Origin of the sequence: Sulfurimonas sp. NW9, assembly GCF_051132275.1 — a bacterium.
Taxonomy (GTDB): Bacteria; Campylobacterota; Campylobacteria; order Campylobacterales; family Sulfurimonadaceae; genus Sulfurimonas; species Sulfurimonas hydrogeniphila.
Map to the genome: position 1 here is coordinate 1439351 of NZ_CP093236.1, position 14624 is coordinate 1453974.

General features: G+C 36.7%; 17 protein-coding genes and 1 pseudogene. 2 read left to right on the forward strand and 16 right to left on the reverse strand.

Features of this window, described 5'->3' with window-relative positions:
- Positions 1 to 89: 89 nt before the first annotated feature.
- Positions 90 to 1332, forward strand: a pseudogene (locus MLC44_RS08165) (DEAD/DEAH box helicase).
- Between the two features lie 5 nt (positions 1333 to 1337).
- On the opposite strand, the gene MLC44_RS08170 reads toward MLC44_RS08165, so the two are convergent.
- From MLC44_RS08170 to MLC44_RS08245, 16 genes are all read right to left on the reverse strand, one after another.
- Positions 1338 to 2264: a DUF302 domain-containing protein gene (locus MLC44_RS08170; RefSeq protein WP_151900151.1), complete on the reverse strand. Its 927-nt coding sequence runs from the start codon at positions 2262 to 2264 to the stop codon at positions 1338 to 1340.
- A gap of 10 nt (positions 2265 to 2274) precedes the next feature.
- A complete protein-coding gene (locus MLC44_RS08175) occupies positions 2275 to 2709 on the reverse strand; it encodes a DsrE family protein (RefSeq protein WP_151900150.1) in 435 nt (144 codons plus the stop codon).
- A gap of 10 nt (positions 2710 to 2719) precedes the next feature.
- Complete coding sequence (locus tag MLC44_RS08180; protein WP_151900149.1) at positions 2720 to 3094, reverse strand: thioredoxin family protein; 375 nt, start codon at positions 3092 to 3094, stop codon at positions 2720 to 2722.
- Positions 3087 to 3995, reverse strand: a complete 909-nt coding sequence (locus MLC44_RS08185) for an MBL fold metallo-hydrolase (RefSeq protein WP_434656877.1) — start codon at positions 3993 to 3995, stop codon at positions 3087 to 3089. Before MLC44_RS08185 ends, MLC44_RS08180 begins: the two co-directional genes overlap by 8 nt.
- Positions 3996 to 4032: 37 nt before the next feature.
- The gene (locus tag MLC44_RS08190; protein ID WP_151900147.1) at positions 4033 to 5484 is read right to left on the reverse strand and encodes an OprD family outer membrane porin; all 1452 of its coding nucleotides are present in this window, start codon (positions 5482 to 5484) and stop codon (positions 4033 to 4035) included.
- 106 nt (positions 5485 to 5590) lie between these two features.
- The gene (gene soxB, locus MLC44_RS08195; RefSeq protein WP_151900146.1) at positions 5591 to 7351 is read right to left on the reverse strand and encodes a thiosulfohydrolase SoxB; all 1761 of its coding nucleotides are present in this window, start codon (positions 7349 to 7351) and stop codon (positions 5591 to 5593) included.
- 11 nt (positions 7352 to 7362) lie between these two features.
- Complete coding sequence (soxA, locus tag MLC44_RS08200; RefSeq protein WP_151900145.1) at positions 7363 to 8133, reverse strand: sulfur oxidation c-type cytochrome SoxA; 771 nt, start codon at positions 8131 to 8133, stop codon at positions 7363 to 7365.
- Positions 8134 to 8137: 4 nt separating this feature from the next.
- Complete coding sequence (gene soxZ / locus MLC44_RS08205) at positions 8138 to 8473, reverse strand: thiosulfate oxidation carrier complex protein SoxZ (RefSeq protein WP_193149969.1); 336 nt, start codon at positions 8471 to 8473, stop codon at positions 8138 to 8140.
- Positions 8474 to 8524: 51 nt separating this feature from the next.
- Positions 8525 to 8992 carry a thiosulfate oxidation carrier protein SoxY gene (soxY, locus tag MLC44_RS08210; RefSeq protein ID WP_151900143.1) on the reverse strand — a complete coding sequence of 156 codons (468 nt, stop codon included), beginning with the start codon at positions 8990 to 8992 and terminating at the stop codon, positions 8525 to 8527.
- A gap of 18 nt (positions 8993 to 9010) precedes the next feature.
- Positions 9011 to 9535 carry a sulfur oxidation c-type cytochrome SoxX gene (gene soxX, locus MLC44_RS08215; RefSeq protein ID WP_151900142.1) on the reverse strand — a complete coding sequence of 175 codons (525 nt, stop codon included), beginning with the start codon at positions 9533 to 9535 and terminating at the stop codon, positions 9011 to 9013.
- A gap of 79 nt (positions 9536 to 9614) precedes the next feature.
- Positions 9615 to 10367 carry a sensor histidine kinase gene (locus tag MLC44_RS08220; RefSeq protein ID WP_434656880.1) on the reverse strand — a complete coding sequence of 251 codons (753 nt, stop codon included), beginning with the start codon at positions 10365 to 10367 and terminating at the stop codon, positions 9615 to 9617.
- Between the two features lie 22 nt (positions 10368 to 10389).
- A complete protein-coding gene (locus MLC44_RS08225) occupies positions 10390 to 10674 on the reverse strand; it encodes a hypothetical protein (RefSeq protein WP_434656882.1) in 285 nt (94 codons plus the stop codon).
- A gap of 84 nt (positions 10675 to 10758) precedes the next feature.
- Positions 10759 to 11412, reverse strand: coding sequence for a response regulator transcription factor (locus tag MLC44_RS08230; protein ID WP_151900140.1), 654 nt, complete (start codon positions 11410 to 11412; stop codon positions 10759 to 10761).
- Positions 11409 to 12503: a cache domain-containing protein gene (locus MLC44_RS08235; RefSeq protein WP_434656884.1), complete on the reverse strand. Its 1095-nt coding sequence runs from the start codon at positions 12501 to 12503 to the stop codon at positions 11409 to 11411. The genes MLC44_RS08230 and MLC44_RS08235 overlap by 4 nt, the downstream gene beginning before the upstream one ends.
- 30 nt (positions 12504 to 12533) lie before the next feature.
- Positions 12534 to 13952 carry a protein-disulfide reductase DsbD gene (gene dsbD / locus MLC44_RS08240; RefSeq protein WP_434656886.1) on the reverse strand — a complete coding sequence of 473 codons (1419 nt, stop codon included), beginning with the start codon at positions 13950 to 13952 and terminating at the stop codon, positions 12534 to 12536.
- 5 nt (positions 13953 to 13957) lie between these two features.
- Positions 13958 to 14269 carry a protein-disulfide reductase DsbD domain-containing protein gene (locus MLC44_RS08245; RefSeq protein WP_434656888.1) on the reverse strand — a complete coding sequence of 104 codons (312 nt, stop codon included), beginning with the start codon at positions 14267 to 14269 and terminating at the stop codon, positions 13958 to 13960.
- Between the two features lie 130 nt (positions 14270 to 14399).
- On the opposite strand from MLC44_RS08245, the gene MLC44_RS08250 reads away from it, so the two are divergent.
- The gene (locus MLC44_RS08250) at positions 14400 to 14621 is read left to right on the forward strand and encodes a (2Fe-2S)-binding protein (RefSeq protein WP_151900138.1); all 222 of its coding nucleotides are present in this window, start codon (positions 14400 to 14402) and stop codon (positions 14619 to 14621) included.
- Positions 14622 to 14624: the final 3 nt, after the last annotated feature.

Genomic DNA, 14624 nt, shown 5'->3' on the forward strand with positions numbered 1-14624 from the left:
ACCCACAAATGCCATAAATTATGCTATTATAGAAGAATAAACAAAAGACTTGTTTAAGTCTTCATTAGGAAAAAACGATTCAAAAAGAAATTACATTTAATTCACTCGGTCTTTCAGCGCCGATTTTAAAAGCTGTCAAAGAACAAGGGTATGATATACCTACACCCATTCAGGCAAAGGCGATTCCCGTCATTTTACAAAAAAAAGATATTTTGGCAGGTGCACAGACAGGAACAGGAAAAACCGCAGGTTTTACACTGCCTCTTTTGGAGTTGCTTTCACGCAAAAAATCTTCAAAGCAAAAGCATAAAGTCCGTGCACTTATTTTGACGCCGACACGCGAGCTTGCACTGCAGGTTGCCGAAAATGTCGCATTGTATGCCAAACATACCCCTTTTAAATCAACTGTTATTTTTGGCGGTGTAAAGATTAACCCGCAGATTACACAACTGCGAAAAGGCATTGATATTGTCATTGCAACACCGGGACGTCTGCTTGACCATATTTCCCAAAAAACAATCGATTTGAGAGAAATAGAGTTTTTGGTACTTGATGAAGCGGACAGAATGCTCGATATGGGTTTTGTCAACGACATTAAAAAAATTGTCAACATTATTCCAAGCGAACGCCAAACCCTGCTTTTTTCTGCAACCTATTCGGATGCCATTAAAAAACTCTCAAACCAGTTTTTAAGATCTCCTACGCTTATAGAAGTAGCCCGCACAAACGAGTCAAACACCAGTGTAGCGCAGAGTGTCTATCCTGTTGACAAGACAAGAAAAAGAGAACTCTTAACCCATCTTATACATGAGGGAAAATGGCAGCAGGTTCTTGTATTTACACGCACAAAACACGGCGCAAACAAACTCAGCGGACAACTTGAAAAAGAGGGTATTTCCTCAGTTGCCATCATGGAAACAAAAGCCAAAATGCACGTACGAAAGCACTTGCAGATTTCAAAAAAGGGATGTGAGAGTTTTAGTCGCAACGGATATTGCAGCACGTGGCATCGACATCGACCAGCTGCCTCATGTCGTTAACTTTGAACTGCCTAATGTCAGCGAAGATTATGTTCATCGCATCGGACGAACAGGCCGTGCAGGAAACAAAGGAGAAGCTATATCACTTGTGTGTGTTGATGAAGATGAGTTTTTAGGCAATATAGAAAAGCTGATAAAAAAAGATATACAAAAAGTATGGCTCAAGGGATTTAAACCCGATCCGAGCATCAAAGCAGAACCTATCAATATGGGTGGAAACCGAGGCTCAAGAAACAAGCCAAGAGGAAACTCCCGCGGCTCAAATGCCAACAGAAGCAGAGCAAGAAGATAACTCTTCTACTCTGTAATATCTTTCAAAATAGATTCGAAATCTTTTTGTGCTTTTAAGAGTGTCGCTTTCGCCTCTTTGTCTTCAACTTTTGCAGAACTCAGCCAGTTATACACAGCCGGAAAACCTACGACAACTTTATTTTCTCCTTTTTTCTTATACAACATTGTTGTACATGGTGCAAATGCCGATGCTTCAGGTCTGCTTTTTGAAACAGTATAAATAACCGGCAGTTTACAGATAGAGTAAGTAATATAAAAATCAAACGGCGATTCTTTTGTTCCGTCTTGTGTAAGTACTTCGTTGAGATCCATAAACTGGGGAACAACAAACCCGTATGGTTTAAATGCGCCTTCAAGGTTCATTTGAAGTTCATCCAGCACATCATCAGGGTCTTCATCCTCATCTACTTCCATCTCATAAACTGTTACTAAATTATGTGATGTTTTTAAACTGTCTTCACTGTAAGTATGCTTTGCTTTTGGAAAATTCTTTTTTATCACTGCAAGCACGTCTGTTTCTATCTTTTTCAGAAGAGACAGGTCTTTAATCCCTAATATTTTTCCCTGTGCCTCTGCGCTCAACACAGAAAAATGCAAAGTATTTTCATTTTTTGCCTGATAGATTCCCATACCCATCGGTGTAAAAACACCCGCTTTTGGATACTTAATCACCAAATCTCTTGTGTATTTTTTACTCCAGAATGTCATTAAAGTAAAAACTTTGTATTGTGTCTCTTTAAACTGTTTTTTAAACGGTCCTATCATATTGCTGTTAAGCTCTACATGGAAACCGCCGTTGTTCAGCGCCTGTTCAATAGTATATGGAGTAATTTTTCCATCTTTGTTTTCTATACTGAAAAGATGCAAGTCTCCTTTTGCCTGGAGTGAAACTGCACAAAAAAGTACAATTGCCAGTGTAATTAGTTTTTTCATTTTTCTTTTCCTATGGTTTAATATAAATCCAACCTGCTTTAACACTCTCCAGCAGTTCAACCACACCTGCGGTTACTACAACGGAGCCGTCAACAAGGTCTTCTTTTTTTATATGCAGTGTCCGCATTGTGTTTCCACACGCAACAAATTCTACATCATACTGCATCAGAGCATCTACGCGCACAGCAGTCTCTTTCACATGTCTGTCCAAAAGTTTTATCCCCTTGGAATAGGCAACGATTTTCATCTCTACTTTTTCCGGTCCGTAAAACTTCAAAACATTGTTTGCGACACTGAGTATGTGATCCAGTGCATGCGGAGAATCTTCTGTGACTGAAAAGACAATTTGTCTCGGATTGTCTATAGAAGGTTTGGGCTCTGCATACTCTGTATCTGCAAACGAGAGAATACAAAAGCTTAGTAAAATTAGTGTAAATTTTAGCATGAATTATCCTTTATTTTATATTTTTTGTTAAATCTTTAAAATCCTGAATATTCCATGAACCCGGAATCTGTTTAATTATTTTTTGATTTTTGTCTACAAAGAAAAAAGTCGGTGTAAAATATACATGTAATCCCAAAGGCAGTTCATCAAAGTCAAGGTTCAATTCCACGGGAATAAAACGTTCTTCTATCCATTCTGACATTTCCGGATCATCAAAAACCTCTTTTTTCATTTTGATGCAGTACTGACAATCCGAACGTATGACATCTATCATAATAATTTTATTGTTTTGTTTTTGGATTTTTAACGCTTCTTCATAAGTATGAAATTCAAGACCCCATAAAGAAAAAGCACTTAACAAAACTAAAAATATAATTTTACTCATCTTCCCACTCCAACATTCTATAAGCTGTTTCTACATTCTGTCTGTGGATGGAATCATAAAAAGGGTCATTTTCATACTTTTTCATTTTAACCTCATTTACAACATCAGCGATATCTTCACCCGCTTCCAGCCTTTTTTTTACTTCTTTTTTTAAGGTTTTCAGATAATTATAGGTAAAATCAACGGCTTTTTTATCTATATTTTCTCCATGCCCGCCAATAATATACTGAACATCCATTTTCTTTATTTGTTCAAGAGCCTCCAACCAGCCGCTTATATCTCCATCTCGAAGTGAAGGAAGTCTTTGATTAAACACAAGATCACCTACAAAGACAATTTTTTTACTTGGTATGTAAACGTAAAGATCACTGTTTGTGTGCGCTTTATGATTTACACTTTTGATATATACTTTGTTTCCGTTAATCTGTAAAACTTTTTCTTTTTTTACAAAAACAGTCGGAAAGACCTGTGTCGTTTTTTTATATGCCTCGGCAGATATTCTTCTTTGCATGCGTGTTTGTTTCAACTTAGGAAGTTCTTTAAATGCCTCTGATCCTATGATTTTGGCACCAAGTGTCGCATAGTAACTATTTCCAAGCCAATGATCATCATGAACATGTGTGTTTATAACATAAGAGACAGGAAGATTTTTGATAGCTTTCATCTTTTGATATGCCTGCTGGGCATACTGATACGTGGGACCACTATCTATCACAAGATAGCTGCTCCCAAGGGTAACAAAACATGAATTGGACATGTTTCCGTTGTTATGCTCATCCATCACTTCTGGTAGCCCAAAAAAGCAGTGAGTGGTGATCTCATCTACTTTTTCAGGCTGAAGTTTGTAATCGTAAGAAAGGAGAGAATGAAATAATACAATACTCAACAAAAATGACTTCAAAGCATAACCTTTATAATTGTGATTAAACTACTTCTCTTTAGAAGAAGTAGTTATACTCTAAACGGTACTCATTGTATGATACATCTGTCTTACCGTTTGTCGGTTTCGCGTCAACCATACCGAGTCTGAATTTTAATTCACTGCTGTGTCCGATGTTCTGACGAACATCCATATGAATAATATTACTATCAGCCTGTACACCTGGTTTACTGTCATCAAAATCCTGCATTGCGTATCTGACCATTACACTGAATCCTGGAAGAATTTTTGCTTTTCCAAAGTCATATCCTGCGCGAAGCATAATAGTTTGAGTGTTTGCATACCAGTTATATTGAGCCATTGCACGAGTAAATCCACCCGTCGGGAATCCACGCCATGGAGCAACGATATCTGCTTTGTCAGCTACTTTTGAGTACCCTAAACGGCCTAAAAATGCACCTTGTTTAAAGTCAATTCTAGCACATAACAGATTTGAATCCAAAGAGTTCGGATTAGTATAGTTTGTCTGATTCCCTTTTAAGTTTGCCACACCGTAGTTGGCACCCAAAGCATCATACTGCATCATATATCTCACACCAGGGACAACTTTCATTGAACCGACAGGAATAGTATAATGTGCTTCCAATGTAATATTGCTCACAACACCGGGAACTGTTGCATAACCTACACTTGCTTTGAGGTTTTTAACAGACTTGTTTGTCACAGTACCGACTATAAGTTTGTTATCCTGTCCTATTCTTGCAACTGTGAGGTTTTTGTTTATTGCCGAATCATCATTTTGGTTCCATTTATTGTTTGGATCAAATGCGAGAACATCATGTGCAACTGTATGATCTCTTAGTTTTTGTTTTGTAAAATATGCAAGTTTTACCGTAGTTTTTGGTAAATCTTTACTGACAACAGTAAGACCGTCAAAAGTATTTGGTATCATCTTTGTATCATTTGATTTTGTAAACACTGTCTCAAACATTTGACGACCAACTTTAACAGTTGTCTTTTTTGTAGCATCATACTGCAAATATGCCTGACCTAAATCAGTAATACCATAATGCCCGCCAGTTGATAAATTATATCTGCTGAATGTATCTTTACCCGATTTTGCATATTTTGCATCTTGTTTATCCATACGAAAGAAATCTAAGTTTTGTGATGTATACAGGCCAACAGTTCCGCTGAACCCTTTAAACGGAGCAGATTTATAGATTAAACTACCACCGACACCATTGTTTTTGTTATCTTTTTGCTTTCCGCCAGTTGCATAATTTTCTACATCCCAGTCCCAATAGAAAAAGTTTGTTCTGAAACGACCGTAGAACATACCCTCAGTAAAAGCTTCTTTCAAAGAATCAACTGGAGATGGAAGTTTGTTATACTTCACTTGCATGTTCCCTTTTAAAGTAACCTTATCTGTCTTTAACGTTGCCTGTGCTGAAGTAGCCATTAGTAGTAAAGCAGCAGTTCCAGCTGCCAATTTAATCATATTTTTCATTTGTTTCCCTTTTATTTGTTTAAAAAGTGTTATAATAACCTTGTTTGATTATGTTATTGTTAACACATTCAGATACAGGAGGCAGTTGCAGCTGCCTCCTGTTCCTTTAGCAGCCTCTTGACCCCTTAGTCGGACAGCCACAACTGTAATCTAGTATAGTAACATTACCTTTGTTACTCACATCAACCACTTTTTTCTTTTTAATATAATCACGTACAACATCATAAACCGGACGAATTTTGTCAGTTTGCAAGTTGGCGCCTGCTTTTTGCAGGTTCCCACCCCATGATGAGACTATATATGTTTTCTTCAAGTCTATAGGTTTACCTCCAATCTTAAGATTTGATATTCTCTCACCCGCTTTGTTTGAAACGGCGATAGAATAGGTTACACCGCCAAGACGGCTCATGTCACCACCCTGCTGGTATAGAGGGTTTGCATTAAAAACATTATCTGCAATATCTTCTAAAAGTGTTGCAATTTTTTCACCTTTTAACTCAAATGTATACACATCAGGATAGGTAATCCCACACATCTCATATACATTGTCCATTAAAATATTGTCACCGGCAAGCACTGTTGTTCCCCATCTGTACCCTGGAGTAAAAGAGACATCACATTTCATCTCATCCATAATTGCATCATTGATGAGCTGATCAAATGTTGAGAAGAATGTATCACGCTTATAAAGCATTCCTTTTGTTCGGCCTAACACTTCATTAAACTCTTTATCAAAAGGAGCATACAATTCATTGACAAGCTTTACACCCTCCGGATCTGCCGGAATAATATGCGAAGCAATAGGAATCAGTTTGTACTCATATCCGTTCACTTTTCCGTTTTTTGCATCAATATCCAAACGACCTATATATTTTCCGTGACTTCCTGCAATAACGATAACAGTACCGTTAATGACAATAGGTTCCGGTGAAGGGTCATGTGTATGACCGCTTAAAATAAAGTCGATACCTTTAACTTTACGCGCCACTTCCTGATCAACGCTGAATCCATCGTGCGAAAGCACAACAACGCAGTCCACTTTTTTCTCATTTTTCAACTCATCTACATATTCTTGAAGTGTTTCAAGTCTTAAACCAAAACTCCAACCCTCTGTAAACTCTTTTGGGTTCGCAGTAGATGTAAACGGAAAGGATTGTCCGATAATTCCGATTTTTGCCCCACCACGCTCTTCAATAGTATACGGTTCAAAAATCAACTCTTCATACTCATCAGCAAAAGGATCATCACCTATGATATTTTGAGAAATAAATTTCGCATCAAGCATCTCAATCAGCTCTTTGACTCTCTCTTTCCCATAGGTAAATTCCCAGTGCCCGACCATAGTGTCAATTCCAAGATAATTTTGGGCTTTTACAATAGCTTCGCCAGCGGTTTTCAGTGCCACACCAGTTCCCTGCCATGTATCACCGGAATCAAGGAAAAGTACATTCTCTTTTCCGCGTTCTTTTATAATGTGATTTGTCAAAGTTTTAATGTGCGCGATACCGCCCATTTTTCCAAACTTTTTAGCCAATTTGCTAAAGTCTATATATGTGTCGAAATATGCATCAAGAGAACTTGGTTCAAGTCCATAATGCTTTGCAAATGCTTCACCACATAAAAACCCAGGTGTTCCCACAAGGTTTGGAGCAGAGATCAATGTTGAGGGCTCTCTCCAGTATAGTGGTTTTATATGTGCATGTAAATCACATATATGCATCAGTGTAAAATTACCCATTGAATTAAACTGGTATATATCTTTTAAACCAATCTGCTCTATTTTTTGTGAACTTGCAAAGCTGCTTGTAGCTGCAGTCAGTCCAAATATCGCTGCAATGTGCATAAAATCTCTTCTAGAAATTTCCATTAATTAACCTTCTATCTTTTTAAACCAGGGATTGAAATTTCAGCGCCCTTTGCTTTATTTGTTAAATACACTTCAAGTGCTACCATCTGTTTTGAACCGAGCGGTATAACTTTTAAAAGTGCATTTTTCATACATCCCTGAAAACGGCGTTGCAGTGTTCTTAAAGATGATTTTGTCATTCTGTATGCCGGCCATGTTGCCGCAGCTTTTGCACCTTTTGCACCTAAATCCGGAAGCGGCTGTGTTCTTAAAATACGGCCGACTACAGCAGGAGCATGACAAGAGTTACATGAAAGTCCGCGACCGCCGCGTTTTGTCATATATGTCTTTAAACCCAGTGCATAAGCTTCTTTCATCTGCTTGTTTGCTGTTACATCTATGTTTATCTTTTCGCCGTTTGCAATAGATTTCACATATGCCACCATTGCAAACATGTTTCCGCTTTTAAGCTTCAGCGGTTTATGCCCTCCGTCTGCCATCATTGCCTGAATTACCTGGTCAATTCCTACAACCATGTCAAACTTTTTGATATAGCGGGGAAACCCTGCTATATATGCCGGCAGTTCATCTTCGGTCACACCAAGATATTTTGCAAGACCTTCGTCCCCACCCATATAACCTAATAATTCTTCACCGTCAGCCACCATAATGTCTGCAGGATTGTTCTCTGACATCTCTGCGTACATTGCACGGTCTGCGTCGCTCATTGCAAATTGCTCACCACCATAAGATAATGAAGCAAGCATTGCAACTGATAGAGCTATTTTAATACCTGTTTTCATTTGATTATCCTTTTGGTTTAATCTTTTTGGTTTTTTCGTGCGCTTCGCCAGTATTATCCGTATATTTAACAGTCAGTTTCCCTTTGCCGTTAATTTTCATGTATGTAGTAAATACAGGGTTTACAGATAATGACTCCCAGACTTTCATACTTGTAATTTCTTTTCCGTTATAAATAAACTTTACACTGTTTATATATTTTGCCGGAATAATTTTTTTCGTTTTTTTATCTTTAGCCATACCAGTATGCATTGGGTGCATAACCATAAAACTAACTTTGACTATCTCGCCGTTTTTATATCTTTTTGGCTTGATTTTAATCAGTGACTTTCTTTCTTGCATTTTCAATTCCTCTATTTTATATTTTTCTTGACTTTAAATGTTTGGTTAGAATCAACCACAACCACCAATAGTTACTTTAACACTTTGAGAAGCTGTTAAAAACTCTCCATTGCTCAACTCTACCAAAGCAGTTACTTTTTGCGTACCACCAAGTTTAATACGTGTTGAAAACATTGCTTTGCCGTTAGCAGGAGTCAAATAAACATCAATTGTACGAGCATTTGAATTTTTTCCTGTTAAAATATGAATAGCTTTTACATAGTTACTCTCAGTCATTGGAGAATCAACTGTAACTGTTACAGGAACAACTGCACCGTTTTCCGCAATTTCCGGAACTTTTAATTTTACTTTTTTTGAAGGTTTAGGGGTTTTCCCACCTGTTATCGTGTTTACAGCAGTATTATAATCCATTTTATTTGGACTTATAGGTTTCGAACCACCGGCAAAACTCATCGCTGGCATAACAGCTGATACCGCAGCTACTGTTCCTAGTTTTTTGAAAAAATCTCTTCTTTGCATAGTTTAAATTCCTTATAATTATTTTGGAGCAACAATATATGAAGTAATATCACATATTTCTCTTGGAGTGAATAACTTGGTTGTTAAGTTAATTGTCATATGAGTATCCGGATTGTCAATACGGGCATCAGCTATTTTTTGAAAAACAAACTGGTTGTCTCTTGCACCACTCTCTATAAAGTTTTCTCTATAGTCAGTTAAATCAGGACCTATATTACCGGCACCTTTAGCACCTTCTATATTATGGCAGGCAACACAGTTTCCGTATTGCTTGACTTTTCCGTCTTTCGTTTTTCTAGACAAACCTTTTGGCGGGTTTTTCTTTGCCTTCTTTCCGTTTAAATTATGGAAAATATATGCACCTCTTGCTATTGCATCAGGGTCAGTTGTTACACAACCGGCTGGCATACTATATACTTTTGGTGGTGCTAACAAATCTTTTTCTATCATCTTACTCGCATCCGGATGTGTTATTACTTTGCTATAATCAGTAGCAAATAATGAAACACCCACAAGTAATGACATCATAACAGTTTTCTTCATTCTCGTTCCTCCTATTTGTTTTATGGAGTAAGTGTAACTACTAAATGTAAAATTTATGTAAAATCAGTTTTATTTATATTTAATTTGTCTTTTTTTTAGGAAATGTGTAGATAAACAGACTTCCCTGCTTCGGAAGTGACTCTATTTTAAGTTCTATATTTTCTTTGTCTATGATTGCTTTTACTATATTGAGCCCTATTCCAAAACCGCCTTTGCTGCTGTCTTCTCTGTAATATCGGCTAAATATCTTTTCAACTTTTTCAATGCCTACACCATAGTCTTTAAAACTCAAATGACATTTTTCATTTTTCCTAAAAAGAGTAATATCAATATTTGAATTTTCATACGAGTATTTTATGGCATTGGATATATTGTTGTCTATGAGACGCTGCAGTTCTTTGTCATTCATATATACCATTCCGCACTCCTGTATTGATGCATTGATCTGAATATTTTTCATTTTGGCAACTTCATTAAAATACTCTATACGTTCTTTTAAAAACTCGGCAAGATCTATATCTTTTTTTTCATGATGCAAGCGTTCATATTTTATAAGATAGTCCATATCATTGTAGATATTAGAGAGTACTTTTGCGGCAGCTTTCATTCTCTGCATATATTTGTTTTGTTCATATTTTCTGTTGTAAAGATCAATATTTACATTAATGATAGAGAGGGGTGTATTTATTTCATGCATGGAGTCTTTTATAAAGTTGTCCAGCTGCTTGTTTATTCTTTGAAAAGGTTTGGCGAAACTGCCTAGAAAAAAGAGACTCAGTATAAAGACGAAGACAACAATGGTAAAAAGGATAATAAACACTTTTTCATACACAGGTGCAAGGAGATTTCATTTTTCAGCACAAGATATCTCGCACCGAAATATCTCTCTTTGGCAAGGTTACAATGAGGTAGGCGTTGTTGCCTTCTAAATAATATCCCTCTTTAAAATAATTGATCGGAGTGTCAATCAAGGTAAAAATCGGATGAAAACCTTCGTCATAAAGACCTGACTGAAATGTTTTAAACCTTGGGTACTCAAAATATTCATCATCCTGGTTAAATTCTTCCATCGCTTTTACCACCAAAAGAGACTTTTCTTTTAAAAAAAGTTCATTTTGAATAGAATGGATATTTTTCATATAGACGAAATAAAAAAACAGAGGCGTCAGCAGTATGCCGGAAACCAAAAAGTATAAATAAGCGCATATTTCGCCGAATATTTATTATCTTTCAATAATGTACCCTAAACCGCGTCTGTTTTGTATGACTGCCTGTGGAAGTTTCTTTTTAAGATTGTTGAGCTGAACTCGTATTGTAGCCGGTTCCACATACTCTCCCCATACTTCATCTTGAAACATTTCTGTAGAAACTATAGAGTTTTTATGCTTGATAAGCACTTCAAGCAAATCTTTTTCTGTTTTTCTCAGTACAATCTCTTCATCATCTTTCGTCAGTTTGCTTTTTTTCAAATCATACACCAGACCACAACCGAGTTCTACACTGTTACCGTCATTTTGCAAATGACTTGCAATTGCCTGATCTATACGCAGTTCAAGCTCTTCGAGATCAAACGGCTTGCGGATATAGTCACAGCACCCTCTTTTGTAACCCTCTTTTAAATCATCAACATCCGTCATTGATGTTAGGAATATGGCAGGTGTTGTAATTTCATCTGCACGCAGTTTTTTTAAAAGTTCAAAACCGTTCAAAGAGGGAACATTTACATCCAAAAGAAGCAGATCATAACTTTTATCATAAACAGCATCATATGCTTCAAGTCCATCCGTAATCCCGTCTACTTCATATCCAAGATCACTCAAAAATTCTTCTACGCTGATACGCAAAGAGTATTCATCTTCCAAAAGTAAAATTTTCATTTAATTTTCCCGTCTATTTTTTTTACAATTTTTCTGTTAAGCATCATTTGAATCAACTCGTCTTTGGAGTATTTATCAAACTTTTCATAGGCTTCGTCAAAAAACAGCTGTCTCTCTTCTTTGTCTATGACATCCTGCAGATAGACCATTGATTTGGCACTGTAATCTTTATATATGTTGTTTTGATATTTTTCTTCTTTGACAACATCATACAGTCCGCTTCTTGTAACATTAATTAAAAAAGAGATATCATCTTCCGGATTTCTAAAATAATCCAAATACCTTTTTGGCAGTACAAAAACAAAAGCCCCTATTATTGTACCACTTCCGTCTTTCATATTTTCATAAAAAATATATTTTTCATCTGCATAAACAACACCGTTAAGCTTCAGTTCTTTAAAATCAATATGGTTGAGGGTTTGAATATGTGCATAATTATAGTTTCTGTTTGCCAGAACATAATTGTCAATTGTCAGGTTTTGCATCATCAAAACTGCAGTATCTGTGTGTTTTACATCGAGTAACACATACAAATCAACACCCATGGAGCTGAAAAAGTCTGTTATAGATTTAAAAAAAGAGATAACTTCCACAAAGCCCAAAAAGTTACCGTTTTTATATACAGGCACTGTTGCCTTTATACCCAGACGGCGTCCGATTTCTACAGAGGTACGGGGGTTTGTATGCGTATAGAAATATTGCAGATCCAGTCTGTAGTCACCTATCGGCATACCGGCATAAATGTCATCCCAGCTTCTTGCAAAGATATTCAGCTCTTTTGTAATGACCTGGGCACGTATATGCATACCGGTGTTTTTTTCAATATTCTGTGTAATATCTTCTAAAATTTTATAGCCCAGATCTTCATCATCATTTTCCAGGGCATTGACAAGTGCTTCATTTTTTGAAAGGAGCAGCGCAATTTTCAGATCATCCATTTCATGAGATTTGAGCTGTGAGTCAAGTGTCAGCCGCATTTGATCCATAATATGGTAAATTTTTTCTTCTTTGACTTCATTTTTGTAGTATAAGCTCAGAAGCAATGTGATCAGTATAATGCCCCCAAAAAAGATTACTATTTTTTTTAACAAATAAACTCCGCCTCTATTCTTTAGTCCAAATTACTGAAGATGTTTTAAGAACGCTTCCGGTTCTATAAATCCTACAATTGTTTTGGATTTCTCTACATTTAAATCTTTGTCAAAAAAGATCATCACAGGAGGACCAAAAACACCATATGCCTTAGAGAGTGCCTTTTCTTTTGCTCCGTTTGCCGTAACGTCAGCACGAATCAGAACATATTCACTTAATTTTTCTTTTACTCTCGGATCTGCAAAAGTCACCTCTTCAAGTTCTTTACATGCCGTACACCAGTCAGCTGCAAAATCAAGCATTATTTTTTTACCTCTGTTTTTTTCCAACAAAGTATTGAGCTCATCCAATGAGGTTACCTTTGTAAATGTCAACTTTTTCTCATTTGCAGGAAGCACTGTACCTGCTGCCTGTGATTTTAAAAATCCAAGCGGCTGTTTTATACTTGGTGCGCCTGCTAAAACACTCATGAAAAGTGCCAAAGAGTAGAGAAACAAGAGCAAAGACAGACTCCGCTTGAAACTGTGTCCGTCTTTGTCAAAGGCTCCAAAATGAACACTGAATCCTATTCCGACAATTGCATACATCAAAGTAGTAACAGATGACGGCAGTACTTTTTCAAGCATCCAAATAGCAACACCCAACATTAATGCGCCAAAAATTTCATTGACCATAACCATCCACGGACCAGGTTTAGGCATAAACTTACCGGCACTTACACCGACTAAAACAAGTAAAACACCCATTCCTATACTCATACTAAAAAGTGCAGCCCCGCCTAAGAGTGCATCACCCGTTTGTCCTATGTATACCAAAGCACCTGCCAAAGGAGCAGCAACACAGGGACCGACAATAAGTGCTGAGAGAAATCCCATAATGGCTACACCTATAAAACCGTTACGATTTGTATTTGTACTTACTTTGGTTACAAGTGCATCAGGAAGTTTCAATTCATAAAAACCAAACATACTTGCAGCAAGAGCAACAAAGATACCTGCAAAAGAGTAGACAACCCAGGGATTTTGCAATGCTGCTTGCAGATTAGCTCCAAAGACTCCTGCTAAAACACCTGCAATTGTATAGGCAACAGCCATTGCAAGTACATAAACCAAAGAGAGGGCAAAAGCTTTTTTTGTCGTAAGTCCTTCACCCTGAGAAATTATCACACCGGAAATTATAGGAATCATAGGAAATACACAAGGCGTCAAAGAGAGTAACACGCCAAACCCGAAAAAAGTTGCCAAAATAACAAAAAAACTGCTTGATTTTATCGTATCTGCTATAGAGTCAGTCTCTGATTTTTTTTCTGTTTTTGTACCTAACGCATCGTTTGTTGAAGAGAGTTTGTCTGTATCCACTGTGAGTGTAAACTCTTTTGTACTTGGTTCATAACACAAGCCCTGCTCCGAACATCCCTGGTAGGAGATTTTTAATTTTATTGTTTGCATCCCTTTCAGGAAGCATCTTTTTTCAATGTAACAATAAAATTCGGTGACTTGATATAAACTTTGTCGCCCTGGTGCTCAGATGCAGCAGGCTTTGTGATGCTTTGTATGGACAAACCTTTTGCATCAATCAGTTCAATTTTTAATTTATCAACATACAGATAAATATCTTTGGCAATTTTCACACCTGTTTCTATCTGCATTGTGTCATTGACTTTGGCATAAGGTTTAAATGCCTGGTCCGGCATTAAAAAAGCGCTTGCATGAAGCAAGCCGAGGCTAAAAGTCAAAATTAAAAATATTTTATTCAACAGTTTCATATATCTGTCCTTTTAGGAAAATATTACATTTTTGTATGTATTCTTTGTGTAATTGTATCTCATAAATATAAAATTTGTGTTAATAAAAATATATTATAATTCCATATCAAAGAAAAAGGTTTTTAAAAACATGATAGATTTAGATACTGAAATATGTGTATGCAATTCGCTGACTCTAAAAGATATAGCTGATTGTATAAAAGAGAATAATTTCACAACCCTCCAAGAACTCCTGCAAAACGACATATGCCCTATGGGTGACAAATGTGAATCATGCAGAGATGAAGGATACCATAACGACGGGCTCAACCTCCCGATGGTTTTGGCAATGGTAAAAAGAAAACAAATCTAAATA